24 protein-coding genes and 5 tRNA genes are annotated in these 26,615 nt (G+C 67.2%); 25 read left to right on the forward strand and 4 right to left on the reverse strand.

Going from position 1 to position 26,615, the window contains the following annotated elements:
• Nucleotides 1-144: 144 nt before the first annotated feature.
• From ACL9RL_RS11565 to ACL9RL_RS11590, 6 genes are all read left to right on the forward strand, one after another.
• Nucleotides 145-218: transfer RNA gene (locus ACL9RL_RS11565), tRNA-Cys, on the forward strand.
• 39 nt (nucleotides 219-257) lie between these two features.
• Nucleotides 258-332, forward strand: a tRNA-Val gene (locus ACL9RL_RS11570).
• A 223-nt stretch (nucleotides 333-555) separates the two neighbouring features.
• A tRNA-Gly gene (locus ACL9RL_RS11575) sits at nucleotides 556-627 on the forward strand.
• 56 nt (nucleotides 628-683) lie between these two features.
• A tRNA-Cys gene (locus ACL9RL_RS11580) sits at nucleotides 684-757 on the forward strand.
• A 19-nt stretch (nucleotides 758-776) separates the two neighbouring features.
• Nucleotides 777-851: transfer RNA gene (locus tag ACL9RL_RS11585), tRNA-Val, on the forward strand.
• A gap of 154 nt (nucleotides 852-1,005) precedes the next feature.
• Nucleotides 1,006-1,173, forward strand: a complete 168-nt coding sequence (locus ACL9RL_RS11590; RefSeq protein WP_422780411.1) for a hypothetical protein — start codon at nucleotides 1,006-1,008, stop codon at nucleotides 1,171-1,173.
• Nucleotides 1,174-1,188: 15 nt separating this feature from the next.
• Here ACL9RL_RS11590 and ACL9RL_RS11595 read toward each other — a convergent pair whose 3' ends face one another.
• Nucleotides 1,189-1,905 (reverse strand): lysoplasmalogenase, encoded by a 717-nt coding sequence (locus ACL9RL_RS11595; RefSeq protein WP_422780412.1) that lies wholly within the window; start codon nucleotides 1,903-1,905, stop codon nucleotides 1,189-1,191.
• 175 nt (nucleotides 1,906-2,080) lie between these two features.
• Between ACL9RL_RS11595 and thrS the strand changes: the two genes are divergently transcribed.
• The 12 genes from thrS to ACL9RL_RS11655 all read left to right on the forward strand — a co-directional run bounded on the left by thrS (nucleotide 2,081) and on the right by ACL9RL_RS11655 (nucleotide 14,971).
• A complete protein-coding gene (thrS, locus tag ACL9RL_RS11600) occupies nucleotides 2,081-4,012 on the forward strand; it encodes a threonine--tRNA ligase (RefSeq protein ID WP_422780674.1) in 1,932 nt (643 codons plus the stop codon).
• Nucleotides 4,009-4,587 (forward strand): HIT family protein, encoded by a 579-nt coding sequence (locus tag ACL9RL_RS11605; protein WP_422780413.1) that lies wholly within the window; start codon nucleotides 4,009-4,011, stop codon nucleotides 4,585-4,587. Before thrS ends, ACL9RL_RS11605 begins: the two co-directional genes overlap by 4 nt.
• A 106-nt stretch (nucleotides 4,588-4,693) precedes the next feature.
• Complete coding sequence (pdxS, locus tag ACL9RL_RS11610; RefSeq protein WP_422780414.1) at nucleotides 4,694-5,599, forward strand: pyridoxal 5'-phosphate synthase lyase subunit PdxS; 906 nt, start codon at nucleotides 4,694-4,696, stop codon at nucleotides 5,597-5,599.
• Nucleotides 5,589-6,191 carry a pyridoxal 5'-phosphate synthase glutaminase subunit PdxT gene (pdxT, locus tag ACL9RL_RS11615; protein WP_422780415.1) on the forward strand — a complete coding sequence of 201 codons (603 nt, stop codon included), beginning with the start codon at nucleotides 5,589-5,591 and terminating at the stop codon, nucleotides 6,189-6,191. Before pdxS ends, pdxT begins: the two co-directional genes overlap by 11 nt.
• An 86-nt stretch (nucleotides 6,192-6,277) precedes the next feature.
• Nucleotides 6,278-7,039 carry a YebC/PmpR family DNA-binding transcriptional regulator gene (locus tag ACL9RL_RS11620; RefSeq protein ID WP_422780416.1) on the forward strand — a complete coding sequence of 254 codons (762 nt, stop codon included), beginning with the start codon at nucleotides 6,278-6,280 and terminating at the stop codon, nucleotides 7,037-7,039.
• Nucleotides 7,040-7,109: 70 nt separating this feature from the next.
• Nucleotides 7,110-7,760 carry a crossover junction endodeoxyribonuclease RuvC gene (gene ruvC, locus ACL9RL_RS11625; RefSeq protein WP_422780417.1) on the forward strand — a complete coding sequence of 217 codons (651 nt, stop codon included), beginning with the start codon at nucleotides 7,110-7,112 and terminating at the stop codon, nucleotides 7,758-7,760.
• Entirely contained in the window at nucleotides 7,757-8,383 is a 627-nt protein-coding gene (gene ruvA / locus ACL9RL_RS11630) for a Holliday junction branch migration protein RuvA (protein WP_422780418.1), read from the forward strand. Before ruvC ends, ruvA begins: the two co-directional genes overlap by 4 nt.
• The gene (gene ruvB / locus ACL9RL_RS11635; RefSeq protein WP_422780419.1) at nucleotides 8,380-9,402 is read left to right on the forward strand and encodes a Holliday junction branch migration DNA helicase RuvB; all 1,023 of its coding nucleotides are present in this window, start codon (nucleotides 8,380-8,382) and stop codon (nucleotides 9,400-9,402) included. The genes ruvA and ruvB overlap by 4 nt, the downstream gene beginning before the upstream one ends.
• Before the next feature lie 72 nt (nucleotides 9,403-9,474).
• The gene (locus tag ACL9RL_RS11640) at nucleotides 9,475-9,852 is read left to right on the forward strand and encodes a preprotein translocase subunit YajC (protein WP_422780675.1); all 378 of its coding nucleotides are present in this window, start codon (nucleotides 9,475-9,477) and stop codon (nucleotides 9,850-9,852) included.
• Nucleotides 9,853-9,915: 63 nt separating this feature from the next.
• On the forward strand, nucleotides 9,916-11,661 hold the full coding sequence (secD, locus tag ACL9RL_RS11645; protein WP_422780420.1) for a protein translocase subunit SecD: 1,746 nt from the start codon (nucleotides 9,916-9,918) through the stop codon (nucleotides 11,659-11,661).
• Nucleotides 11,661-12,674 (forward strand): protein translocase subunit SecF, encoded by a 1,014-nt coding sequence (gene secF / locus ACL9RL_RS11650; RefSeq protein WP_422780421.1) that lies wholly within the window; start codon nucleotides 11,661-11,663, stop codon nucleotides 12,672-12,674. Before secD ends, secF begins: the two co-directional genes overlap by 1 nt.
• 47 nt (nucleotides 12,675-12,721) lie before the next feature.
• Nucleotides 12,722-14,971, forward strand: a complete 2,250-nt coding sequence (locus tag ACL9RL_RS11655; RefSeq protein ID WP_422780422.1) for a RelA/SpoT family protein — start codon at nucleotides 12,722-12,724, stop codon at nucleotides 14,969-14,971.
• Here the strand turns inward: ACL9RL_RS11655 and ACL9RL_RS11660 are convergent.
• The 3 genes from ACL9RL_RS11660 to ACL9RL_RS11670 form a co-directional block, all read right to left on the reverse strand.
• On the reverse strand, nucleotides 14,950-15,624 hold the full coding sequence (locus ACL9RL_RS11660; RefSeq protein WP_422780423.1) for a type IV toxin-antitoxin system AbiEi family antitoxin: 675 nt from the start codon (nucleotides 15,622-15,624) through the stop codon (nucleotides 14,950-14,952). The two genes, ACL9RL_RS11655 and ACL9RL_RS11660, sit on opposite strands and share 22 nt — an antisense overlap.
• Nucleotides 15,625-15,730: 106 nt before the next feature.
• Nucleotides 15,731-16,945, reverse strand: a complete 1,215-nt coding sequence (locus ACL9RL_RS11665) for a DUF349 domain-containing protein (RefSeq protein WP_422780676.1) — start codon at nucleotides 16,943-16,945, stop codon at nucleotides 15,731-15,733.
• Nucleotides 16,946-17,075: 130 nt separating this feature from the next.
• Complete coding sequence (locus ACL9RL_RS11670) at nucleotides 17,076-17,900, reverse strand: peptidylprolyl isomerase (protein WP_422780424.1); 825 nt, start codon at nucleotides 17,898-17,900, stop codon at nucleotides 17,076-17,078.
• Between the two features lie 241 nt (nucleotides 17,901-18,141).
• Here ACL9RL_RS11670 and ACL9RL_RS11675 point away from each other — a divergent pair, with 241 nt between their 5' ends.
• From ACL9RL_RS11675 to ACL9RL_RS11705, 7 genes are all read left to right on the forward strand, one after another.
• Nucleotides 18,142-19,629, forward strand: a complete 1,488-nt coding sequence (locus ACL9RL_RS11675) for a replication-associated recombination protein A (protein WP_422780425.1) — start codon at nucleotides 18,142-18,144, stop codon at nucleotides 19,627-19,629.
• Between the two features lie 241 nt (nucleotides 19,630-19,870).
• Nucleotides 19,871-20,500, forward strand: a complete 630-nt coding sequence (rpsD, locus tag ACL9RL_RS11680) for a 30S ribosomal protein S4 (protein ID WP_422780426.1) — start codon at nucleotides 19,871-19,873, stop codon at nucleotides 20,498-20,500.
• A 174-nt stretch (nucleotides 20,501-20,674) separates the two neighbouring features.
• Complete coding sequence (locus ACL9RL_RS11685; RefSeq protein WP_422780427.1) at nucleotides 20,675-20,905, forward strand: hypothetical protein; 231 nt, start codon at nucleotides 20,675-20,677, stop codon at nucleotides 20,903-20,905.
• Between the two features lie 80 nt (nucleotides 20,906-20,985).
• A complete protein-coding gene (gene alaS, locus ACL9RL_RS11690; RefSeq protein WP_422780428.1) occupies nucleotides 20,986-23,640 on the forward strand; it encodes an alanine--tRNA ligase in 2,655 nt (884 codons plus the stop codon).
• Between the two features lies 1 nt (nucleotide 23,641).
• The gene (ruvX, locus tag ACL9RL_RS11695) at nucleotides 23,642-24,151 is read left to right on the forward strand and encodes a Holliday junction resolvase RuvX (protein ID WP_422780429.1); all 510 of its coding nucleotides are present in this window, start codon (nucleotides 23,642-23,644) and stop codon (nucleotides 24,149-24,151) included.
• A 12-nt stretch (nucleotides 24,152-24,163) separates the two neighbouring features.
• On the forward strand, nucleotides 24,164-25,672 hold the full coding sequence (gene mltG / locus ACL9RL_RS11700) for an endolytic transglycosylase MltG (protein WP_422780430.1): 1,509 nt from the start codon (nucleotides 24,164-24,166) through the stop codon (nucleotides 25,670-25,672).
• Nucleotides 25,659-26,552 (forward strand): shikimate dehydrogenase, encoded by an 894-nt coding sequence (locus ACL9RL_RS11705; RefSeq protein WP_422780677.1) that lies wholly within the window; start codon nucleotides 25,659-25,661, stop codon nucleotides 26,550-26,552. The genes mltG and ACL9RL_RS11705 overlap by 14 nt, the downstream gene beginning before the upstream one ends.
• Nucleotides 26,553-26,615 lie beyond the last annotated feature (63 nt).

Genomic DNA, 26,615 nt, shown 5'->3' on the forward strand with positions numbered 1-26,615 from the left:
TGTGGCGCAGTGGTAGCGCATCACCTTGCCAAGGTGAGGGTCGCGAGTTCGAATCTCGTCATCCGCTCGAGTGCAGTGGATCAGCCTCAGGGCCGGTCCTGATCGGTCTTCGGACAGGTCGGGCATGTGGGTCAGCCCACACGCGGTGGCGTGGCCGAGAGGCGAGGCAGCGGCCTGCAAAGCCGTCCACACGGGTTCGAATCCCGTCGCCACCTCCACTCAGCATCCTCCAGGTGCTTACGCAGTACCCGGTTCCCGGGCGATTGGCGCAGCGGTAGCGCGCTTCCCTGACACGGAAGAGGTCACTGGTTCGATCCCAGTATCGCCCACCAGCAAGACGAAGGCCCCGAGCGGAGACGCTCGGGGCCTTCGTCGTTCCACCGCTGGGTCGATACCGCCGTGCCGACGCCGCAGCGCACGCGTGACGCGCCCGGGATGCACAACGACTTTTCCGCGTCATTCCGGGCGAGAATGCGGATCCGACAGTCCAGATGTCACGAACGCCTCTCAGCATCGGCTAGAGTTTTCAAGCACCCGGGAAACCGGTTGTGAAATGCGGATGTGGCGCAGTGGTAGCGCATCACCTTGCCAAGGTGAGGGTCGCGAGTTCGAATCTCGTCATCCGCTCGAGTGCAGTAGACCGGTCTCGGACCGTCTGCGGCAGGTGGGCTCAACCCACACGCGGTGGCGTGGCCGAGAGGCTAGGCAGCGGCCTGCAAAGCCGTCCACACGGGTTCGAATCCCGTCGCCACCTCCACTCGGCAACAACAGAACATGGGCGATTGGCGCAGCGGTAGCGCGCTTCCCTGACACGGAAGAGGTCACTGGTTCGATCCCAGTATCGCCCACCAGCAAGACGAAGGCCCCGAGCGGAGACGCTCGGGGCCTTCGTTGTTCCGCCGCGGCGCGAAAGACTAGGGCATACCCCCTAGTGGGGGGCATTGCCGTCTCCGTAGGCTGGGCAGCGCGCTGCGGGACGAGGGCGCGACGTCTGCGGGGGTGAACGTGTCGGAGCTGGTGTGGAACCTCCTGGCGGCGGCTGGGGTTCTCCTCGCAGTGAGCGTTGTGCTGCTCGTCCTGCTGCGCAACCGCACGGGCGCCTCGAGCCGCCTGGGCGACCGCTCGGCCGAGACGCGGAAACGATCGACCTGGCTTCCGCTCGAACCCGACTGATCCGTCGAGAGCCCGTCAGGCCTGCGATGCGGAACGTGCCGAGCGCCCGATGCCGTCAGCCGCTGCCGCACCAGCCGCGCGTGCGCGCAACACTCGCGCCACCCCGAACACGATGAGGCCCTGGCCCGCCGCGTAGAGCACCATGATGATCTCGTCCGCGGCCCAGAGAGGGAGCGACGGCACAAAGCGATCGATGGCGATGAGGGAGTCGGACACGAGGAACAGCGCGCCGCCGACCGCGATCATCGGCGTCGTCGCGGACGCCGTGAGCGCCATCGCGCCGATCACCGCCCCGTAGAGGATCACCGCCGGCAGCAGGACGCCGAGCGACTGCTGCGCGATCAGCCAGACGCCGGCGACGAACCACGCCGCGTACACGAGCGACCACCAGGGGAGTCGCTTCAGCCGGAGTCGGGACCGGAACAGGACCACGTACGCCGCCTGAGCCAACATAAAGAACACGATGCCGATGAGGAACGGGACCTCGCCCGGGATCTCCAACACGACATCGCCCAGCCAACTGCAGAGGATCGCGACGAGCGTGATGACAAGCGCCCGGCTGAGTTTCGGGACGGCCCAGACGAGGGCGAGCGCCAATGACAGCATCAGGAGCGGCTTCGTCGTGACCGACAGCAGCTGGATGCCGGACGCGAGCCCGATCACGTGCACAACGGCGATCACCGGGAAGGCGGCGAACACGGCCATCGTCGTTGGTCGAGTCTGAACCGCCACGTTGCCTCCATCGACCGTGATCCGAATTGCGCCCAACTCTACCGAGACGTCGTCGCCCGGGCGCACAGCTGCCCTCGCGCTCGGCGGTAAGGTAATACGGTTCGACTGATCTGAGAAGGAGTGGCCATCCGTGAGTGACGGGTTCGCACTGTTCACCGACCGATCCGTTGTCGCAATGCGCGTCAACGGCGAGCTGAAAGACCTCGCCACGACGGTGACGGAGACGGACACCGTCGAGGCAGTGCACATCGGCTCACCCGATGGCCTCAATATCCTCAGGCACTCCGCAGCCCACGTCCTCGCGCAGGCCGTGCAGCAGATCGACCCGCACGCGAACCTCGGCATCGGCCCGCCCGTCACCGACGGCTTCTACTACGACTTCGACGTCGCAGAGCCGCTCACGCCGGAGGCGCTCAAGGCGATCGAGAAGAACATGGACCGCATCATCCGTCAGGGGCAGCGGTTCGTCCGCCGCGTCGTGACGGAGGACGAGGCCCGCGAAGAGCTCGTGAACGAGCCGTACAAGCTCGAACTTATCGGCCTCAAGGGCGGTTCAGCGGAAGCCGGTCAGGACGGCGAGAGCGTCGAGGTCGGCGGCGCGGAGCTCACGATCTACGACAACGTGGACCCCAAGACCGGCGAGACCGTCTGGAAGGACCTCTGCCGAGGACCCCACCTGCCGAGCACACGCATGATCGGCAACGGTTACGCGCTCACCCGTGTCGCCGCCGCCTACTGGCGCGGCAGCGAGAAGAACCCGCAGCTGCAGCGCATCTACGGCACGGCGTGGCCGAGCAAGGACGAGCTCCGCGCGTACCAGACCCGCATCGAGGAGGCCGCGAAGCGCGACCACCGCAAGCTCGGTGCGGAACTCGACCTGTTCTCGTTCCCCGAGGAGATTGGTTCCGGTCTTGCGGTGTTCCACCCCAAGGGCGGCATCATCCGCAACGAGATCGAGAACTACATGCGCGAGCGCCTGCTCGCGTACGACTACGAGCTCGTCAACACTCCGCACATCACGAAGGGCCGACTCTACGAGATCAGCCAGCACCTCAACTGGTACAAGGACGGGATGTTCCCGGCCATGCACCTCGACGAGGAAGTCGATGCGGACGGTCACGTGACCCGTCAGGGCCAGGACTACTACCTGAAGCCCATGAACTGCCCGATGCACAACCTGATCTACCGTGCTCGCGGACGCAGCTACCGTGAGCTCCCGCTGCGTCTGGCCGAGTTCGGCACCGTCTACCGTTACGAGAAGAGCGGGACCCTCTCCGGTCTGACGCGCGTGCGCGGCCTGACCCAGGACGACGCCCACATCTACGTCACCGAGGAGCAGATCAAGGACGAGGTCGGCAAGCAGCTCGAGTTCGTGCTCGAGACGCTGCGCGGCTACGGCCTCGACGACTTCTACCTCGAACTCTCCACCCGGAACCCGGAGAAGTCCGTCGGCTCAGAGGAACTGTGGGAGCAGGCGACCGAGACGCTGCGCGAGGTTGCGGTCGAGTCCGGCCTCGAGCTCGTCGCAGACCCAGGGGGAGCGGCGTTCTACGGCCCGAAGATCTCGGTGCAGGCGCGCGACGCCATCGGTCGGACCTGGCAGCTCTCCACCGTGCAGCTCGACTTCAACCAGCCTGAGCTGTTCGAGCTCGAATACACGGCGGCCGACGGCACACGCAAGCAGCCGGCCATGATCCACCGTGCCCTCCTCGGCTCGATCGAACGGTTCTTTGCGATCCTGCTCGAGCACTACGCCGGTGCGTTCCCCGTGTGGCTCGCGCCCGTCCAGGTCGTCGGCATCCCCGTCGCGGAGCAGTACGGCGAGTTCCTCGGCGAGGTCATCGCCGGCCTCAAGGCCGCAGGCGTCCGCGCTGAACTCGACTCCTCGGACGAGCGCATGCAGAAGAAGATCCGCAACCACACGAAGGCCAAGGTCCCGTTCCAGCTCATCGTCGGCGAAGAGGACCGTGCCAATGGCGCAGTCAGCTTCCGGTTCCGCGACGGCACGCAGGTGAACGGCGTCCCGGTCGAGGACGCGGTGCGCCGCATCCTCACGTCGATCAAGGAGCGCGTGCTCGTGAACGGCGCGGAGGACTTCCCAGCATGACCGAGGCACCCGGGTTCGGCGTCGGTGGCCCCACCGACGCCGAGCTCGAGTCCTCGAGCGAGTTCGCAGGGGTCCCGGACGAGTTCCAGCGCCTGTGGACGCCGCATCGGATGGTCTACATCCAGCAGGGGCAACCAGCCGACGACGGCTGCCCGTTCTGCGTCGCACCGAGCATGGACGACGAGCGTGCGCTCATCGTGCACCGAGGAACGCACGCGTTCGTGCTGCTCAACCTCTTCCCCTACAACTCGGGGCATCTGCTCGTCTGCCCGTATCGGCACGTGGCGATGTACGACGATGCGACGCCGGAGGAGGTGGCCGAGATCGGCAGCCTCACCCAGACCGCGATGCGGGTTGTCAAGCAGGTCTCGCGCAACGACGGCTTCAACATCGGGATGAACCAGGGGCAGGTCGCCGGCGCCGGAATCGCCGCGCACCTGCACCAGCACATCGTCCCGCGATGGGCGTCGGACGCGAACTTCTTCCCCATCATCGCCAAGACGAAGGCGCTCCCGCAGCTCCTCGGCGACGTGCGCACGGCCATCGCGAACGCCTGGCCGGCCGACGGCGCCTGATCCGGCGCACCCGCATCACCACGGAACCCGCACCACCCACCCGCAAGTCCAATTCCTGAGCTGTGGACGGCGATCACGCCGGCAGCCCCCGAGTAGAATCGACACCATGACCGACAGTGCCACGCCCACCGGAGAATACGGCTCGAACCGCGTGAAGCGCGGCCTCGCTGAGATGCTGAAGGGCGGCGTCATCATGGACGTCGTCACGGCAGAGCAGGCCCGCATCGCAGAAGACGCAGGAGCCGTCGCCGTTATGGCGCTCGAGCGCGTTCCGGCCGACATCCGCTCGCAGGGCGGCGTCGCCCGCATGAGCGACCCGGACCTCATCGACGCCATCCGCGCCGAGGTGTCCATCCCCGTGATGGCGAAGGCCCGCATCGGCCACTTCGTCGAGGCGCAGGTCCTCCAGGCGCTCGACGTCGACTACATCGACGAGTCCGAGGTCCTGAGCCCGGCCGACTACGTCAACCACATCGACAAGTGGAACTTCACCGTCCCCTTCGTCTGCGGCGCCACCAACCTCGGTGAGGCCCTCCGCCGCATCAACGAGGGCGCGGCCATGATCCGCTCCAAGGGCGAAGCAGGCACCGGTGACGTCTCTGAGGCCACCAAGCACATCCGCAAGATCAAGTCGGAGGTCGCCGCGCTCACGTCCATGAGCAAGGACGAGCTGTACGTCGCAGCCAAGGAACTGCAGGCCCCCTACGACCTCGTTGTGGAGATCGCCGAGACCGGCAAGCTCCCCGTCGTCCTCTTCACCGCCGGCGGCGTCGCCACCCCGGCCGACGCGGCCATGATGATGCAGCTCGGTGCGGACGGCGTGTTCGTCGGCTCCGGCATCTTCAAGTCGGGCAACCCGGCCGAGCGTGCTGCCGCCGTCGTCAAGGCGACCACGTTCTACGACGACCCGGCCGTCATCGCCGAGGTCTCCCGCGGGCTGGGCGAAGCCATGGTCGGCATCAACGTCTCCGACCTCGCAGCGCCGCACCGCCTCGCAGAGCGTGGCTGGTAGCAGCACGCCCCGCGTCGGCGTCCTCGCCCTCCAGGGCGATTTCCGCGAACATGCAGCAGTGCTCTCCGGGCTCGGAGCGAGCGTCACGCTCGTCCGACGCCCGGAGGAGCTCGCTGCGGTCGACGGACTCGTCATCCCCGGTGGGGAGTCGAGTGTGATGGACAAGCTGGCGAGGGCCTTCGACCTGGCCGAGCCGCTCCGCGCCGCCGTCCGCGGCGGCCTGCCCGTCTACGGGACGTGCGCCGGTCTCATCATGCTGGCCGACCGCATCGTGGACGGCATCGTGGGTCAGGAGAGCATCGGCGGGCTGGACGTGTCCGTCCGCCGCAACGCCTTCGGTTCGCAGGTCGACTCGTTCGAGACCGACCTCGACATCCCGGTCCTTGGCGCTCCGCCGGTGCATGCCGTGTTCATCCGTGCGCCCATCGTGGAATCGGCGGGGGAGCAGGTCACCCCGCTCGCAACACTCGACGACGGCACGATGGTCGCCGTCGAGCAGGGCAATCTGCTCGGCACCTCCTTCCACCCGGAGGTCACCGGGGACACCCGTTTCCACGCCTATTTCCTGGCGAAGGTGGCCGCGGCCGTCTGATCGTCGGCCGACGACCCCGGTCCACCAGCGAGCAGCTCCGCGCTGCTCTAGACTAGGTGGGTTCTTTTCACGCAGTTAGGGAGCACATGTCCGGTCACTCCAAATGGGCAACGACGAAGCACAAGAAGGCCGTCATCGACAGCCGTCGCGCCAAGTCGTTCGCGAAGCTCATCAAGAACATCGAGGTCGCAGCCAAGATGGGCGGCGCCGATCTCTCGGGCAACCCCACGCTTGTGGACGCCATCCAGAAGGCCAAGAAGACCTCGGTCCCGAACGACAACATCGATCGCGCCGTCAAGCGCGGCGCCGGGCTCACCGGTGAGGTCGTCGACTACACGACCATCATGTACGAGGGCTACGGGCCGAACGGCGTCGCCCTGCTCGTCGAGTGTCTGACGGACAACAAGAACCGAGCTGCAGCGGACGTGCGCACACTGATGTCGCGCAACGGCGGCACCATGGCGGACCCCGGAAGCGTTGCCTACAACTTCCAGCGCAAGGGCCTCATCGTGGTCCAGGCAGAGGGAACGACCGAGGACGACATCCTCGCGGCGGTCCTGGAAGCAGGCGCCGAAGAGGTCAACGCAGAGGGCGAGACCTTCGAGGTCGTCACCGAGCCGAGCGACATGGTCGCGGCGCGGAAGGCGCTGCAGGAGGCCGGCATCGACTACGACTCGGCCGACGTCGCGTTCGTCCCGAACCTCAAGGTCGAGGTCGACGCGGAGACCGCACGCAAGGTGTTCAAGCTCATCGACGCCCTCGAGGACAACGACGACGTGCAGAACATCTACAGCAACTTCGACCTGACTCCAGAGGTGCAGGCCGAGCTCGAAGCGGACGACGAGTAGTTTCGAACGGATGTACGACACTCCGGGCCGGTCGCGATGCGACCGGCCCGGAGGTCGTTAACCTCGGATCATGACGCTCAGAGTGCTCGGCATCGATCCTGGGCTGACCAGATGCGGCATCGGCGTCGTCGATGTCGAGCCCAACCGGACGGCGGTGCTCGTCGAGTACGGCGTCGTGCGGACGGAGCCGGACCTGCCGCTCGAACTGCGTCTGCTCGGCATCGCCCAGGGCATCGCGGAGTACATCGAGCGCACCTCCCCGGACGCGATGGCGGTCGAGCGCGTGTTCGCGCAGCACAACGTCCGCACCGTGATGGGGACGGCGCAGGCCAGTGGCCTCGCACTCCACGCCGCGGCGTCGCGTGGCATCCCGGTCGGACTGCACACGCCGAGCGAGGTCAAAGCCGCGGTGACCGGCTACGGGCAGGCGGACAAGAAGCAGGTGCAGGCCATGGTGGCGCGGATCCTCGGCCTGGACGAACCGCCGAAGCCGGCGGATGCCGCAGACGCGCTCGCCCTCGCAATCTGTCATGCGTGGCGTCCGTCGAGCATCTCCACAACGGCCGCCGCCGCCGTCTCCACTGCACCAGGGCGGCCAGCAGCATCGGGCCTCACACCGGCGCAGCTCGCGTGGCAGCGTGCCGAGCGGTCGTCGAAGTCGCCGACTCAGCGCGCGGGGGTGCACGGTGTGTCTGCGCCGCGCCCTAGGCTTGGATCGTGATCTCCTCAGTACGCGGCCCCGTTCTCAGTGCTCTCGGCAGTGTCGTCGTCGTCGAGGTGGGCGGCATCGGATTCGCCGTGCAGGTCGTGCCGGAGCTCGCCCTCTCGCTCCGCATCGGCGAGGAGGTCCGCCTGACGACGACGCTCATCGTCCGCGAGGACTCGCTCACGCTCTTCGGCTTCCGCGATGCGGAGGAGCTCGCGGTCTTCGAGCTGCTGCTCGGTGTCACCGGTGTCGGCCCCAAGTCGGCGCTTGGCGTCATCGCAGCGCTCACACCGGACCAGATCGCCTCCGCGGTCTCCGCAGAGGACGACGCCCCGTTCCGGAAGGTGTCCGGCATCGGCCCCAAGACCGCGAAGCTCATCGTGCTCTCGCTCACCGGCAAGCTGAAGGTCGCGCCGCCGAGCGCCACGAAGCCCGGAGCGGTCGTCGACGCGTCCGCCATCTCGGAGCGCGTCGTGACGGCGCTCATCGGACTCGGCTGGCAGGAGAAGACCGCCGTCCAGGCCGTCGTCGACGCCTCGGCCGAGGCTGCACCTGCCGACCTCACCGCCGTTCCGGCCCTGCTCCGGCTCGCCCTCGCGAGGCTCGGCCCCGCACACACGCCAGGACGCAGCGCATGAGCGACGACCTGACCAACCCTGAACCGGAGTCGGACGCCGAGCTCGCGTTCGAGGGGGCGCTCCGCCCGCGGTCGTTGTCCGAGTTCGTCGGACAGAGCAAGGCGAGGGGGCAGCTCCAGCTGCTCATCACCGCCGCCGGGATGCAGAACCGCACGCCCGACCACATCCTGCTGGCCGGCCCGCCCGGACTCGGCAAGACGACGCTCGCGATGATCGTCGCCCACGAGACCGGGAAGCCGTTGCGACTGACGAGCGGCCCGGCCATCCAGCACGCGGGCGACCTCGCCGCCGTCCTCTCGTCGCTCACGCCGGGCGAGATCCTCTTCATCGACGAGATCCATCGCATGGCGCGTCCTGCGGAGGAGATGCTCTACCTCGCGATGGAGGACTTCCGCATCGACATCATGGTCGGCAAGGGCGCCGGCGCGACGAGCATCCCGCTCGACCTCGCACCGTTCACCCTCGTCGGCGCGACGACGCGCTCCGGTCTCCTGCCGAATCCGCTCAGGGACCGCTTCGGCTTCACGGCGCACCTCGAGTTCTATGACGAGTCAGAGCTCCAGCAGGTGCTGAAGCGAACCGCGGACATGCTGGGTCTCGACATCGACGGCGAGGCGATCGCCGAGATCGCCGGACGCTGCCGGGGGACTCCTCGCATCGCGAACCGGCTGCTGCGGCGCGTGCGGGACTACTCGCTCGTGCACAGCGGCGCCGCCGATCTGGCGACGGTGCGCGCAGCCCTCGAACTGTACGACGTCGACGCGCTCGGACTCGATCGCCTCGACCGGACGGTCATGGAAGCGATGCTCGACCGCTTCAGTGGCGGCCCGGTCGGGCTCAACACGCTCGCCGTCTCCGTCGGCGAAGAACCGGAGACGATCGAGTCGGTCGTGGAGCCGTTCCTCGTCAGGATCGGCCTCATCACGCGCACACCGCGGGGGAGAATCGCCACCAGGAACGCCTGGGACCACTTCGGCAGGACCCCCTCACAGCAAGCCCCCACGCTCGGTGACCTATAATTATCATTTGGCGGTGCGCCATGAGCGCGTCCGACCCCCACAACCCTCTGGAAGGTTCCCATCGTGGATGCAATGACTCTCGTCCTGTTCGGCCTCGCGGCCGTCATGATCGTCTTTATGATGGTCAGCAACAACAAGCGGAAGAAGCAGGCCGCTGAAACCGAAACCAAGCTCGTTCCGGGCGCAGAAGTGCTCACGGGCTTCGGCGTGTACGGTACCCTGATCTCCATGGATCGCGAGGCCCGCAAGGCGGACGTCGAGATCGCACCCGGTGTCATCGTCACCATCGACCCGCGCTTCGCAGGCAGCGTCGTCCCGGAGCCCGTCGTCGAGACGCCCGCAGACGCTCCGGCAGTCGAATCCATCACGGATGAGGCAACGGCGGGGGAGCCTGAATTCGGTCAGCGGATCGAAGACCAGTCGAACCAGTCGAAGAAGAGCGACGACTAACACCAACCTTCCCGCGTGACGCGCAGCGATGCCGTCACACGCAGAGAAAGCTGAGTTCCGAGTTTGGCAAAGTCGACCCCGGTCAAGAAGGCGTGGCGCTCGCTCACGTGGCTTGGCGTGATCATTATCGGTCTGTTCGCGATCAATGCGGCCGGGGTGATCTGGGGCAACAGCTCCTGGACGCCCAAGCTCGCCTTGGACCTCGAGGGCGGAACGCAGATCATCCTCGCGCCGAAGCTCGAGTCCGGTCAGACGGTGTCGTCTGAGCAGCTCAACCAGGCCGTCTCCATCATCCGCCAGCGCGTCGACGCGTCCGGCGTCTCCGAAGCGGAGATCACCACACAGGGCCAGAACGTGGTCGTGTCGATCCCCGGCACTCCGGACGACGAGACGCTCAAGCGCATCCAGTCGTCCGCGAAGCTCGAGTTCCGACCGGTCCTCACCTCGCAGCAGCTCACACCGGGCCAGCCCTCGAACACGTTCATGGGTCAGGACGGCAAGTCCACGCCGTACCCGACGCCGGCTCCGGATCTCGAGAGCACGCCGACGGCGAAGCCCACGAACGCGAGCGACCTCAACTACGTCACTCCGGCGTTGTACGCAGAGTTCCAGGCGTTCGACTGCGCGGCCGAGCAGTCCGGAGACGCGGCTGCGGCACCGGCAGACAAGCCGCTCATCACCTGTGACGTCGACGGCACGTTCAAGTACATCCTCGGCCCGGTCGAAGTGACCGGCGAGGACCTGTCGGACGCCAGCGCAGGCATCAAGACGACGCAGTCGGGGGCCAGCACCGGCGAGTGGGCCGTCTACCCGGTCTTCAACGCGCACGGCACGAAGCTGTTCGCCGACGTCACCGGCCGCCTCACCTCGCTCCAGAGCCCGCAGAACCAGTTCGCGATCGTCCTCGACGGCAGCGTCATCTCGGCCCCGCAGTCCCTCGCGGTCATCTCGGACGGCAAGCCGGAGATCAGCGGTTCGTTCACGCAGGAGTCCGCAAAGACCCTCGCCGACCAGCTGAAGTACGGCGCCCTGCCCATCAGCTTCACGGTGCAGTCGTCCGACACCATTTCGGCGACCCTCGGTTCGACCCAGTTGCAGAGCGGCCTCATCGCCGGTCTCATCGGTCTGATCCTCGTGGTCATCTACACGCTGTTCCAGTACCGATTGCTCGGTCTCGTCACGATCGCGTCGCTTGTGGCCGCTGCCGCGCTCACCTACGTCGTCGTCCTGCTGATGTCCTGGCGAGAAGGGTTCCGGCTGTCACTCGCGGGTGTCGCGGGCCTCATCGTCGCCATCGGCTTCACGGCCGACTCGTTCATCGTGTACTTCGAACGCATCAAGGACGAGTTGCGCGACGGCCGTGGCCTGGAGTCCGCCGTCGAGGCCGGCTGGAAGCGTGCGAAGCGCACCATCTACGCGGCGAAGGGCGTCAACCTCCTCTCCGCCGTGGTGCTCTACATCCTCGCGGTCGGCAACGTGCGCGGCTTCGCGCTCACGCTCGGCATCACGACCGTGATCGACGTCATCATCGTGCTCATCTTCACGCACCCGATGATGCAGCTGCTCGCGCAGACGAAATTCTTCAACAGCGGCAAGCCGATCACGGGTCTCGACCCGACAGCGCTCGGCGCCATCTATCGTGGTCGAGCCGAGTTCAGGAAACCGACGGCCACCGCCGGCAAGAACGCCGGCGCGAACCGTGAGGCTGCAAAGCGTCAGACCATCGCCGAGCGCAAGCAGGCGGCACTCGTCGGTGCTGGCGGCGATGCCGGTGACGACCATGCATCGACCGAGGGGAAGGACTCCTGATGGGTGCGTTCGCACGTTTCGGAAACGAGCTGTACACCGGCAAGCGGTCCTACGACTTCGTCGGGAAGCGCAAGATCTGGTACACGATCGCAATCGTCGCGATCCTGCTCTCCGTCCTCATCCCCGTGGTCAAGGGCGGATTCAACTTCGGCATCGAGTTCCGCGGTGGATCGCAGTTCCAGATCGCCGACGTCAAGGACACGAATCAGAACCTCGCTCAGGATGCGGTGACATCGGTCGTCCCCAACGCGGTCGTGCACGTCACGATCGTCGGCGACGACGCGGTGCGGGTCCAGACCGACCAGCTGAAGAACAACGCCGAGACGAAGCAGGTCTCCGAGGCCCTCGCGAAGGCCTACGACGTCCCGGTCTCCGACATCACGGTGTCGTTCGTCGGGCCGACGTGGGGCCAGGACGTCTCGCAGCAGGCCATCAAGGGTCTGATCGTCTTCCTCGTCCTCGCAGCGATCCTCATGGCGCTGTACTTCCGGACCTGGAAGATGTCGGCCGCAGCGCTGATGTCGCTGCTCCACGACCTCCTGATCACGGCCGGCGTCTACGCCGCGACCGGTTGGGAGATCACTCCGGCGGCCATGATCGGCTTCCTGACGATCCTCGGCTTCTCGCTCTACGACACGGTCGTGGTGTTCGACAAGATCCGTGAGAACACGACCCTCGATGCGGACGGCGCTTCGCGCACGTTCGGCGAGTCGGTCAACCTCGCGGTGAACCAGACCCTCGTGCGCTCGATCAACACGGGTGTCGTCGCCGCGCTGCCGGTCGCAGCGATCCTCTTCATCGGTGCGTTCGTCCTCGGTGCAGACACACTTCGCGACATCTCGCTCGCGTTGCTCGTCGGCATCCTGGTCGGCACCTACTCGACGATCTTCGTTGCGGCGCCGCTGTACGCGAACTTCCGTCAGGGTGAGCCGCGGATCGCCAAGCACGACAAGCGCGTGCTGGCAGCCCGCGAGCGCGCCCAGACCGGCGAGCTCGTGGAAGCAGACGCCTGATCGCGTTGTTGTAGTACTCGAGATCATCGAACGGAGGGAGGTCTGACATGGCGGATACAACGACGTCATCGACGGCCTCCCTTCGTCGTCTCGTCCCGCGGATCTTCTCCAAGGCACAGCCGGCCGGCGCCGTCGACACCCTGATGCGCACCGTACGGCAGCACCACCCCAAGGCGGACCTCGCGCTCATCGAACGCGCGTACACCGTTGCGGAGCGGGCCCACTCCGGCCAGAAGCGTCAGAGTGGCGAGCCGTACATCACGCACCCCGTCGCGGTCGCCCAGATCCTCGCGGACCTCGGCATCGGCCCGAAGACGATCGTCGCCGCACTCCTGCACGACACGGTGGAGGACACCGACTACTCGCTCGACCAGCTCCAAGCGGACTTCGGCGACGAGGTCGCGATGCTCGTCGACGGGGTCACGAAGCTCGACAAGGTCAAGTACGGCGACAGTGCGCAGGCGGAGACCGTCCGCAAGATGATCGTGGCGATGTCGAAGGACATCCGTGTGCTCATCATCAAGCTCGCCGACCGGCTGCACAACGCGCGCACCTGGGGCTTCGTCCCGTCCGAGAAGGCGGCGAAGAAGGCCACCGAGACGCTCGAGATCTACGCGCCGCTCGCACATCGGCTCGGCATCCAGGCCATCAAGTGGGAGCTCGAAGACCTGTCGTTCGCCGTTCTCTACCCGAAGCTCTACGCGGAGATCGAGTCGCTCGTCAAGCAGCGGACGCCGCAACGCGAGGAGTACGTGCAGAGCGTCATCGACGCCGTGAGCGAAGACCTGAAGGCTCAGCGCATCCGCGGGAAGGTCGTCGGCCGCCCGAAGCAGTACTACTCGATCTATCAGAAGATGATCGTTCGCGGACGCGAGTTCGATGACATCTACGACCTCGTTGGCATCCGCGTGCTCGTCAATTCGCTGCGCGACTGCTACGCCGTGCTCGGTTCCATCCATGCGCGATGGACACCGGTTCCCGGCCGTTTCAAGGACTACATCGCCACTCCGAAGTTCAACCTGTACCAGTCGCTCCACACCACCGTCGTCGGGCCGGGCGGCAAGCCCGTCGAGATCCAGATCCGGACGAACGAGATGCATCAGCGCGCCGAGTTCGGCGTCGCGGCGCACTGGAAGTACAAGGAACGCGTCAACTCGGGCAAGACCCAGTCGTCTTCGGAGCCGGACGCCTCGATGGCGTGGCTCGCCCACATCTCCGACTGGCAGGCCGAGACCGCCGACCCGGGGGAGTTCCTCGACTCGCTGCGCTTCGAGATCGGCGCGAAAGAGGTGTACGTCTTCACGCCGAAGGGCCGCGTGATCGGTCTCCCGGCGAGTGCGACCCCGGTCGACTTCGCGTACGCCGTGCACACCGAGGTCGGCCACCGCACCATGGGTGCGAAGGTCAACGGCCGTCTGGTGCCGCTCGAGAGCACGCTCAACACCGGCGACGTCGTCGAGGTCTTCACCTCGAAGAACCCGGACTCCGGCCCGAGCCAGGACTGGCTGAACTTCGTCAAGAGCCCCCGGGCTCGGAACAAGATCCGTGGCTGGTTCACGAAGGAACGCCGCGACGAGGCGGTCGAGCAGGGGCGTGACGCCATCGCCCGGGCGATGCGCAAGCAGAACCTGCCGCTGCAGAAGCTCATGAACCAGGACTCGTTCGCCGAGGTCGCGGCGCAGCTGCGCTACGAGGACGTGACCGCGATGTACGCTGCGGTCGGCGAGGGCCACGTGTCCACACAGTCGGTGCTCGAGAAGGTCGTTGCGCTCGTCCACCAGGACGAGAGCGAGAACACCGAGTTCACGCTGCCGACCCGCGGTCGTCGTGAGCGTCTCAAGAACAGCGATTCCGGTGTGCTCGTGCGCGGCGCGGACGACATCCTCGTGAAACTCGCGAAGTGCTGCACACCGGTGCCAGGGGACGACATCGTCGGCTTCGTCACCCGTGGCGCCGGCGTCTCCGTGCACCGCTCGGACTGCCACAACGTCCAGTCGCTGTTGCAGGAGCCGGAGCGCATGATCGACGTCGAATGGGCGCCGTCGTCCAAGAGCGTGTTCCTGGTCCAGATCCAGGTGGAGGCCCTCGACAGGGCCGGTCTGCTCTCCGACGTCACACGCGTCCTCTCCGAGTACCACGTGAACATCCTGTCCGCGACCGTCAACACCTCGAGCGACCGACTGGCGATCAGTCGATTTGTGTTCGAGATGGGGGACACGACGCATCTCGACCGTGTGCTCAACGCCGTGCGCCGCATCGACACCGTCTACGACGTCTATCGCGTCAACGGCGGCTGATCCGCTGGGCGGACGTCACCGCGGCCGCCAATGGCGCTGTGGGACGAGAGGATCGCTGAGACGGCCGCTTGCTCCACCGGGACGTCCAGGCCCGGCAGCGTGGCATCAACGGCCGCCTCGATAGATCTGAGCGCTCGTGGACGCCCGGGGAACCGTCGATGAGCGTCCAACCAAGCGATGACCTCGGCTGGTGGGGCAGTGCCTGACCCGAGCAGGCGCCGCAGTGCGACGTGTCCGGGCGAGGAGAGCCGGTGGTCCCGCGCGAGATCGACGGCGGTCCGCACCGCCGTGGTGACCCCGTACGGCCCGAGCCGGGTGACGTCGGCGTTCTCGATGACGAGCTGACGGACGCTCACGACGCTGGATGAGTGCCAGGACCCGCGCGCCTGCACGGGGATCACGACCTCATGACGTGCGGGAGGCGTGGAGAGTGCGCCGTGCAGCCACGCGGCGCTCAGCCCGGCGATCGTCGCGCCCAGAGAGGGCCGAACAACCCGCGAGAGGATCTCGAGCCGGAGCTCCCTGGTGTCCGGTTCGTCGATGCTGCAGTAGCCGTCGTCGATCGCGAACAGATCGCCGTCGAGCCGGGCGGCCGAGAGCTCGGTGACCGATAGAACCGGCGGCTGCAGGTAGGCGGACAATCGGCTGGACATACAACGATCCTCCTGCAAGCGGATGGCCTGCAGGAGGATCGTGGCGATGTTGTGGAGAACCGGTCGAGTGGGGCGGGTTGTGGACGGCCCTGCTCGACCGGGCGGATCAGCGAATGGCGCCGAGCCAGGCCTTCCGAGCATCGAGCGCTTCGATGGCGGCTGCCAGACGGGCGGCATCACCGGACGCGCGAGCGGCGGTGACCTCGTCCTCGAGCTTCGCGATGGCGTCCGCCAGCTGGCTCGCGAGTCCCTCGGTGCGAGCCTTGGTCTCGGGGTTGTTCCGCTTCCAGTGGTCGTCCTCGAGCTGCTTGACGTGCGCTTCGATCTTGCGCAGGCGGTCCTCGACGACACGGACCTGGTCGCGCGGGACCTTGCCGATCTCGTCCCAGCGGCGCTGGATCGCTGCGAGAGCCGTACGGGCCTTGTCGCGGTCCTGTTCCGTGAGGATGGGCTCAGCATCGGTCAGGACAGCGAGCTTGAGGTCCAGGTTGCCCTGGAACTCGGCGTTGTCGCGGGCGTCGATCTCAGCCTTCGCGCCGTAGATGGCGTCGCCGGCAGCCTTGAACTTGGCCCAGAGCGCGTCATCCTGACGCTTGCCGGCACGCGGCGACTGCTTCCAGTCGTCGAGCAGTGCGCGATACGCGGGAACGCCGTCCGCACCCTGCGGGATGAGCGCCTCAGCGCGGTCGACGAGGGCCTGCTTCTTCGCCCGCGCCTCCTTGTGCACCGAGTCGAGCTCCGTGTAGAACGCGCGGCGGTGCTGTTCGATCGTGGCGCGAGCGGTGCGGAATCGCTTCCAGAGCTCGTTGCCCTCGGTCTTCGGCAGGCGCGGACCGTCGTGCTGCTGGCGCTGCCACTCCGCGAAGAGCTCGTCGAGCCTGGTGGAGGTCTGCTTCCACTGGACGCGCGCCGGGTCCTGCTGCGCGAGCGCCTCGGCCTCTTCGATGATGGCGACACGGGACTGCACCGCCTCGTCGAGCGCGGCCTTCGCCTCCTGCGTCTGCGCCTCGGTCAGCTCGCCGACCTTGCCGTCCAGCGCCGCGAGGCGCGTGGTCAGTGCTTCGAGATCGCCGACGGCGTTGGCCGATTCGACGTTCTTCCGCAGCGACGACACGGCTTTCGCGATGTCGGTCGCCGGTGCGCCGCGCTTGGCGCGCTGCTCGAGCAGCGTCACCTGCCCTGCGAGGTCGGTGTACTTGCGCTCGAAGTAGGCGAGCGCTTCCTCTTTGGTTCCGTCAGGGTACTGTCCGACGGCTCGTTCGCCCTCGGCTTCGCGGACGAAGACCGTTCCGTCCTCGTCCACCCTGCCCCATGGGGCCATGTCTGAACTCGTCACACGCTTCACCTTGCTGTGTTGTCGCCTCGTTGACAATCTTGATCAATCCGCAAGCCTAATACGCCAGACGGCGTCGCTGGCGAAACTTCCGGATCGAACCGGTACTCGGTGACCGCTACTGCACGGTCACCGAGGTGATCTTGGCCGGAACGGCCGGGGCGCCATCGCCCGTCCCGCCTTCGACGCCCTTCGACGTCACGCCGGAAATGAGGTTGTCCAGGCCGTCCGTGATGTTGCCGAGGATCGTGTAGCCGCCGGCGGCGTCAGAGGGGATCGTGGAGTCCTGGTAGACGATGAAGAACTGGCTCCCGTTGCTGTACCCGTTGCCGCCCTGGCGCGCCATCGCGATGGTGCCGGCCGGGTACACGTCGCCCTTCGGCGCGTTCTCGACCGGGCCGTAGCTGTATCCGGGACCGCCGGTGCCGTCGCCCTTCGGGTCGCCGCACTGGAGCACGTAGATGCCGCTCGTGGTCAGGCGGTGGCAGCTGATGCCGTTGTAGAAGCCCTTCTCGGCGAGCGAGATGAAGGACGAGACGCCCTGCGGTGCGCACTTGCCGTCGAGCGTGAGGTCGAGGGCGATGTCGTTGATCGTCATCGTGCCCGTCCAGTCGCGCCCCTCCGCGAGGCTCGTCGATGGGGCGTCGCCCGTGTTGGAGCCGGTGGTCGCTCCCGTTGTGCCACACCCGTCCGCTGCGGCGGACGGTGAAGCCGATGCGGAGGCGCTGGCAGTGGGCTTCGGCGTTCCAGGGCCGCCGGAGAAGTAGAACACCTGGGCCGCCGTGGCTGCACCGAGCACCACGACGAGGGCGACGGTCGCGATGATGTTGTCCCGCACGCGCCGCTTCACGCGGTGCTCGTGCACCGTCCGCCTGGCGTTGTATCCGCGGATGCGCGCACGCGCTTCACGGGCTTCTTTGTCCGGACCCTTGCTCGTTGCCACGTCTGTTCCCTCCAGATGCCGCCAGATGATTCGGTGATTCGGCGACATCGCCGCGTGCCCCACGTCGTGCGGCCCCTCAGAACCTTACGGGGGCGCAACTTCCCGAGCCAAATGGACGCGGCCGGAATCGTCACGTTCTTGGCGAGTTGGGAGGTGACCGGTCGGCCGTCGGATGTGCGTGACGCGGCATCGGACACCGCGCACGGCGGTGGTGTCGGCCGTGCGCACTACCCTTGAACACATGTTGGATGCAGGCCCTGGAATCTCGGGCGGACAGGTGCCCCTCGCCGTGCGCATGCGTCCGCGCAGCCTGGACGAGGTCGCCGGGCAGCGTCACCTGCTGCGTCCGGGCTCGCCCCTCGTGCGACTCGCCACGGACGTCTCCGGCAACCAGGCGGCGGTCTCCGTGATCCTGTGGGGCCCGCCAGGGACGGGCAAGACCACCCTCGCCCAGGCGATCGCGCACAGCTCCGGCCGCCGATTCGTCGAGCTCTCGGCCGTCACCGCCGGGGTGAAGGACGTTCGGCAGGTCATGGAGGCCGCGATGTCCAGCCGCGATCTCTACGGCACGTCCACCGTCCTCTTCCTCGACGAGATCCACCGGTTCAGCAAGGCCCAGCAGGACGCGCTCCTGCCCGGTGTCGAGAACGGCTGGGTCATCCTGGTGGCGGCGACGACCGAGAATCCGTCGTTCTCCGTCATCTCACCACTCCTGTCGCGGTCGCTCCTGCTCACGCTCGAACAGCTGAGCGATGACGACCTGGGCATCCTGATCGATCGTGCGGCAACGGATCCGAGAGGACTCGGCGGTCGCTTCACCGTCACGCCGGAGGCGCGCGACGCGCTCATCAGGCTCTCCTCGGGTGATGCCCGGCGTGCGCTCACCGCCCTCGAGGCGGCGGCGATCGCGGCCGACGCCGACCTCGGCCGCTCCACCGGCGCCTCAGAGGACGACCTCGACGATGCCGGGCTGCTCGGGTTCGGAGATGACGACGAGGACGATGCTGACGGCGAGGCGGACGACGGCGATGACGAGGACGATGCGGATGACGCATCGGACGACGCCGCAACCGCCTCCTGGACCGGTCCGGTCATCACCGACGAACTCGTCGCGCAAGCAGTCGACCGCGCGCTCCTGCGGTACGACCGCAACGGCGACGAGCACTACGACGTCATCAGCGCCTTCATCAAGAGCATCCGAGGCTCGGACGTGGACGCGGCCATGCACTACCTCGCCAGGATGATCGAGGCGGGGGAGGATCCCCGGTTCATCGCCAGGCGCATCATCATCTCCGCAGCCGAGGACATCGGCATCGCCGACCCGCAGGCGCTCCCCATCGCGGTCGCAGCAGCGGACGCCGTGCAGTTCATCGGCATGCCGGAGGGACGCATCCCGCTCGCGGAGGCCGTCGTCTACCTCGCGACCGCCGCAAAGTCCAATGCCGCATATCTGGCGATCGACAAAGCCATCGCCGATGTGCGCGCCGGTTCGTTCGGGCGCGTCCCGAAACCCATGCGGGACGCCCACTACGCCGGCGCGAAACGCCTCGGACACGGCAAGGGCTACCGCTACCCGCACGACGCGGCGATCGGCGTGGTCAAGCAGCAGTACATCCCGGACGAACTCACCGACGTCCGCTACTACGAGCCGACGGATCACGGCCACGAACGCGAGATCGGCGCCCGCCTCGACAAGCTGCGGAAGATCGTCCGGGGGACGGAGGACTGACGCGCCGCGCCCGGCTCGGCCCGACATGTCTGCGGGGCGTCCTCCGTGCTAAGATCGTCGAGGCCTAGATCAGGTGTGACCGTGCGGCTGCGCGATCATCTCGATCGACGGGACGTGTTCTGTAGCCGAACAGCCCTGGCGAACCCCTCTGACTTTCCGGTGCATCACTGCGCCGGGACCACTGCGTCCCGGTCGACACGGCGCCGGTATCCATCGTTTGAGTATCCATTGAAAGGAAACCGTGTCTACCAAGTCACGTACCCGCAGCAAGACCCGCCTCTCGCGGGCCCTCGGCATCGCCCTCACCCCGAAGGCAGCCAAGTACCTCGAGAAGCGTCCGTACGCTCCCGGTGAGCACGGCCGCACCAAGCGCAAGGCCGACAGCGACTACGCAGTCCGTCTGCGCGAGAAGCAGCGTCTGCGCGCCCAGTACGGCATCCGCGAGGCTCAGCTGAAGATCGCCTTCCAGGAAGCACGCCGCACCCAGGGTCTGACCGGTGAGAACCTGGTCGAGATCCTCGAGACCCGTCTCGACGCACTCGTCCTGCGTGCCGGCTTCGCCCGCACCACGGCGCAGGCGCGCCAGATGGTCGTGCACCGTCACATCCTCGTCGACGGCCAGCTCGTCGACCGCCCGTCCTTCCGCGTGAAGCCGGGTCAGCTCATCCACGTCAAGCCGCGCTCGGAGGGCACCGAGCCCTTCCAGGTCGCCGCTGCCGGTGGACACGTCGACGTCCTCCCGAAGGTGCCCGCGTACCTCTCGGTCGAGCTCGACAAGCTGCAGGCACGCCTCGAGCGTCGCCCGAAGCGCGCTGAGGTTCCCGTGACGTGTGAAGTTCAGCTCGTCGTCGAGTACTACGCAGCCCGCTAAGTCGCACGACTTCGCATCGAGAGGGACCGTGGCATCTGCCACGGTCCCTCTTCGCATCCCCCGAGTCGATGCGCCGCACGGGCGCAGTGCTCGACGATGCGCGCCGCTCGACTACGATGGATGCGCTGGCCTGTCGCTCCGCGCGCGAGGTCACTCGCAGAGAAGGAGCTCCACATGAAGAACGTGTTCTGGCTGGTCGTGGGCATCGGCGCCGGATTCGTCGTCGCCCACCAGATCAACAAGACGCACAAGGGCAAGCAGTTCTTCGCGGAGCTCGACGCACGCATCAAGGAGTTCACCGACACCGTCGGCGATGCGTACAAGGAGCGTGAAGCGCAGCTGCGCGACACGGTCGACACGATCGTCGACGAGGCGGAAGACGTCATCGACGAACTCAAGAAGTGAGATGACCTCGCTCCTCCAGGCGAGCCCTCCCCACTCCCCGCAAGACGACCGCAACAAGTAATCACCGACGTACGGAAACTATGCAAACCGCAGACATTCGCTCCCGCTGGCTTCAATTCTTCGGAGATCGGGGGCACACGGTCGTGCCGTCGGCCTCGCTCGTCAGTGACGACCCGACGCTCCTGTTCACGGTGGCCGGCATGGTCCCGTTCGTCCCGTACCTCACGGGTGTCGTCCCCGCGCCGTTCGATCGCGCGACGAGTGTGCAGAAGTGCATCAGGACGAACGACATCGAAGAGGTGGGCAAGACCCCTCGTCACGGCACGTTCTTCCAGATGAACGGCAACTTCTCCTTCGGCGACTACTTCAAGGAAGGGGCCATCGGGTACGCCTGGGAGCTCCTCACCGGACTGGAGTCGGAGGGCGGATACGGCTTCGACGAGAAGGACCTGTGGGTCACCGTCTACAAGGACGACGACGAGGCCATCGCGCTGTGGAAGAAGATCGCCGGTCTGCCGGACGAGCGGATCCAGCGCCTCGACAAGGACACGAACTACTGGTCCACCGGTCAGCCGGGTCCAGCAGGCCCCAGCTCCGAGATCTTCTTCGACCGGGGCCCGGCGTACGGTGCGGACGGCGGGCCGGCGACGGACGACGACCGGTACGTCGAGATCTGGAACCTCGTCTTTATGCAGTACCTCGTCGCGAACGTGCGCAGCAAGGTCGACTTCGACATCGTCAGCGAGCTCCCGAAGCGGAACATCGACACCGGCATGGGTCTCGAGCGCGTCGCGTTCATCAAGCAGGGCGTCGAGAACATGTACGAGATCGACCAGGTCCGCCCGGTCCTCGACCTCGCCTCCACACTGAGCGGACGCCGCTACGGCGCCGACCACGGCGACGACGTGCGGATGCGCGTCATCGCGGACCACGTCCGCTCCTCGCTCATGCTCCTGAGCGACGGCGTCACGCCGTCCAACGAGGGTCGCGGGTACATCCTGCGCCGGCTCATCCGCCGGAGTGTTCGCGCCATGCGTCTGCTCGGCGTCGACACGGCGACCCTGCCGGAACTCCTCACGGCCTCGAAGGACGCCATGAAGGCTTCATACCCCGAGGTCGAGGCCGACTACGGCCAGATCTCGCAGGCGGCGTACGCGGAAGAGGAGACCTTCCTGCGCACCCTGTCGAGCGGATCGACGATCCTCGACCTCGAGCTGGACAAGACGAAGCAGACGGGCGGCACCCAGCTGGGCGGCAAGCAGGCGTTCCTCCTGCACGACACCTATGGATTCCCGATCGACCTCACGCTCGAGATCGCAGAGGAAGCAGGCCTGTCCGTCGACCGCTCGGCGTTCGACACGCTGATGCAGGAGCAGCGCGCACGAGCCAAGGCGGACGCCAAGGCGAAGCGGAGCGTCCTCGCGGACCTCTCCGTCTACAGCGACCTCCGTTCACTCGGCGAGACGGTCTTCACCGGGTACACCGACCTCGAGACCGAGTCGCGCATCCTCGGCATCATCGTCGACGGACACCCCGTCACGAAGGCCGTCGCGGGCGACATCGCCGAGGTGTTCCTTGCGGAGACCTCGCTGTACGCGGAGTCGGGCGGACAGGAAGCCGACCAGGGCGTCATCGTCGGCCCTGGCTACGAACTCGAAGTGCTCGACGTGCAGAAGCCCGTCAAGGGCCTCATCGCGCACAAGGTCCAGGTGACCCAGGGCGAAGTGGGCGTCGACGCACCGGCGACCTCGATCGTGGACGCCGACTACCGTCGCGGCGCGCAGCAGGCGCACTCCGGCACGCACATCATCCACGCGGCACTGCGCCAGGTGCTCGGGTCGACCGCGCACCAGTCCGGATCGTCGAACAAGGCCGGCTACCTGCGCCTCGACTTCACCTGGAACCAGGCGCTGTCCGCCGAGACCAAGACCGAGATCGAAGAGATCTCGAACAACGCGATCCGCGAGAACCTCCTCGTCTCCACGCGCGAGATGGCCCTCGACGACGCCAAGGCGCTCGGCGCGATGGCCCTCTTCGGCGAGAAGTACGGCGAGAGCGTGCGCGTCGTCGACATCGGCGGTCCCTGGTCGCGTGAACTCTGCGCAGGCACCCACGTCGCCTCCAGCGCCGAGATCGGGATGATCAACCTCATCAGCGAGTCCTCCGTCGGGTCGACCAACCGTCGCGTCGAATCGCTCGTCGGCATCGAGGCATTCCGTGATCTCGCTGCTGAACGTGCGATCGTCGCCCAGCTGTCCGCGAACCTCAAGGCTCCGAAGGACCAGCTGGCCGACCGCATCGCGGAGCTCGCCGCCAACCTGAAGGCGGCCGAGAAGAAGATCGCGGCGTTCGAAGCCCGCTCGCTCAGCGATCGTGTTCCGACGCTCGCCGCCAAGGCCCAGTCGGTCGGATCCGTCACGCTCATCGCGGAGTCGGTGGGGGCGCTCGCGTCCCAGAACGACCTCCGCACCCTCGTGACCTCGCTGCGCGAACGCCTCGGCGACGCGCCAGCGGTCGTCGCGCTCGGGGCGGTCGTGGCCGACAAGCCGGCGGTCGTCATCGCGACGAACCAGGGTGCTCGTGATGCCGGGCTCAAGGCGGGAGCGCTCGTGCGCACCGCGGCCGGTGTGCTCGGCGGCAACGGTGGCGGCAAGGACGACCTCGCACAGGGTGGCGGCACGGATGCCGCGGCACTCCCGGCCGCGCTTGCGGCCGTCGCCCGCGAGATCGGCTGACGTGTCGTCCGACGTCGCACCCGGTCACGAGAGCTCCGACGACGGCCCCCGGTTCCGCCGGGGCGTCCGCCTCGGCGTCGACGTCGGGAAGGCCAGGGTCGGGGTCGCTCGCAGCGACCCCGACGGTCTCCTCGCGACGCCCGTCGAGACGGTCGCCCGCGACCTGGGCGGTGACACGGACATCGCCGCCATCGTGGCGATCTGCGCAGACCTCGGCGTTGTGGAGATCGTCGTCGGCCTGCCCATCTCGCTCGCCGGGAAGGACACGGCGTCCACCGGGGACGCTCGCGAGTTCGCCGCGCGGTTGGCTCGCGCATCCGGGCTGCCGACTCGTCTGGTGGACGAACGCCTCACCACCGTGACGGCGCACTCGGCTCTGAGATCGGCGGGAAGACGCTCCAAAACCACCAGATCGATTGTCGATCAGGTGGCAGCCGTCATACTCTTGCAGTACGCCCTCGACGCTGAACGCGGTTCGGGCAGAGCCCCTGGAACCCTCGTCGACTCCTAGAAGGACGTGTCTGTGTCAGATCTGACACCCCAGAACCCCCACGATCACGACCCGACGACCGGTGAGGCTGCGCCTCCGCTGTCACGTCGGGAAGCGCGTGAACGTGAGCAGGCGCTGGCGGATGCACAAGCGCGCGCAGCGGCGCAGCAGGAGCAGCAACACCTGAGCCGGCCATCCGCGCCTGAACAGGCGCCTGCGGCGCCCACCACGGCTGCATCCGCGGCCGCAGCCCCGGCTGCGACCGCTCCGATCGCCGCGCCGGCCTCCGCGCCGGCCTCCGCGCCGCTCCCCGCCATCCAGGATGCCGACAATGGAGCGGATCGGCACCTCGGCACCGATGCGATCCTCACGGCGCTCGGGACGTCCGCCGCCGAGCAGGAGCACCACGCGCCGCATCGCGGCCAGCGCAGGGCCAAATCGGGAGACGGCGCACCGCCTCGGAAGCGTCGAGGACGGCGCGGACTGATCGCGCTCATCGTGTCGATCGTCGTCGTCGGCGGACTCGCGGCGTGCGCCGCGGTGGTCTGGACGTCGTACGAGCCGCAGATCAGGAAGGTCCTCGGCTGGGTGGAACCGAACGACTACACCGGCACCGGCACAACCGACGTCACCGTGCAGATCCACGCGGGCGACATCGGCGAGGACATCGCGAACACCCTCCACAAGGCGGGAGTCACCAAGAGCTTCGACGCCTTCTACAACCTCCTGCTCGCGCAGAAGACCCAACCAGAATTCTTCCCGGGCGCGTTCCAGCTGAAGAAGCAGATGAGCGCCAAAGCGGCACTCGAGGCCCTGCTCGACGACGCGAATCGCTTGAAGGACACGGTCGTGGTGCCGGAGGGCACGGTCGAGCAGGACGTCCTCGCATCGATCTCCGAGACGTCCGGCATCCCGCTCGCCGAGATCCAGGCCGCCGCAGCCGACCCGTCGGCGTACGGCCTGCCACCTGAGGCGAAGACCCTCGAAGGCTTCCTGTTCCCGGCGACGTACACGCTCCAGCAGGGCGCGTCGGCGCACGACATCATCAAGATGTTCGTCGACCGCTCCTTCGAGGCGCTCGACTCCGCGGGTGTCACGCCCGCCGATCGCTGGAAGACGATCGTGCTCGCCTCGCTCGTGCAGAAGGAAGCCGGACTCAAGGACGACTACTACAAGGTCGCCAGGGTCTTCCTCAACCGTCTCGACCCCGCACAGTGGGACAGCGGGCTGCTGCAGTCCGACGCCACGGTGGCCTACGGCACCGGGAACACCCACCGCGTCTCGACGACGGACGCCGAACGGGAGGACGCGAGCAACCCCTACAACACCTACGTCCATCCCGGTATGGTCGTTGGACCGATCTCCAACCCGGGCGACCTCGCCATCGATGCAGCTCTGCACCCCGCCGAGGGGCCCTGGCTGTACTTCGTGACCTGGAACCTCGACACGGGAGAGACGATCTTCTCGACAACGGGCGAGGAGCACCAGGCCGCCGTCGACAAGTGGCTCGCATGGATGGACCAGCACCCTGAGTACAAGTAGCAACCCCAACGCCGAACACGCCGACGCGGCCGCCCGCCTCGCCGTCTTCGGGTCGCCCATCGCGCACTCGAAGTCGCCGACCCTGCACCGCATCGCCTATGAGCGCCTCGGGTTCGCCTGGAGCTACGACTCCAGGCAGGTCGAGGCCTCGGAACTGGCCGACGTCATCGCGTCGCTCGGCGACGAGTGGCGCGGGCTGTCGCTCACGATGCCCCTCAAGCAGCAGGCGTTCGCGCTGTGCGACGAACTGGACGCGATCGCGACCGCAACGGGCGCCGTCAACACGATCAGGTTCCGCACGGTCGGCGACCGCCGAGTGCTCTCCGGTTTCAACACCGACGTCGGCGGCATCGTCCGGGCCATCGGCGCCGCTGGAACGGCGTCCGTCCACGCCGCCGCCATCATCGGCGGGGGAGCGACGGCGTCCTCCGCAGTGCTCGCCGTCGCAGAACTCGGCGCCCTGCACGTCACCGTCGCCGTCCGCGACGCCACACGCGCCGCCCGCCTCGGCGATCTCGCGACATCGCTCGGTCTGACGATCGATTTCCAAGGTCTCGACGTGGAGCTCCCCGCCGTACCGCTCGTGGTCAGCACCCTCCCGGGTGGAGCCGGAGTCGACCCGGCCCCCTTCACCCGGCATGCCGCGGAGGCACTGCTCTTCGATGTCGCCTACGACCCGTGGCCGAGCGATCTCGCCCGCGCGTGGGAGCAGGCCGGCGGGAACGTGTTGAACGGGCTCGCGATGCTCGTGCACCAGGCCGTGCTGCAGATCAGGATCTTCCGAACCGGCGATCCGCTCGTCCCGCTCGACGACGAAAACGCCGTCCTGGAGGCCATGCTCGCCTCCGTCGGGCTGTCGCCGACGGGCAGCACTCGCTGACATCCACCCGGTCCGGCCTCGATTCGCATCGGCCAGACCCTCGTGCGCGCACCCGTGCGCACG

This window comes from Plantibacter sp. Mn2098 (assembly GCF_049319745.1).
Lineage (GTDB): Bacteria > Actinomycetota > Actinomycetes > Actinomycetales > Microbacteriaceae > Plantibacter.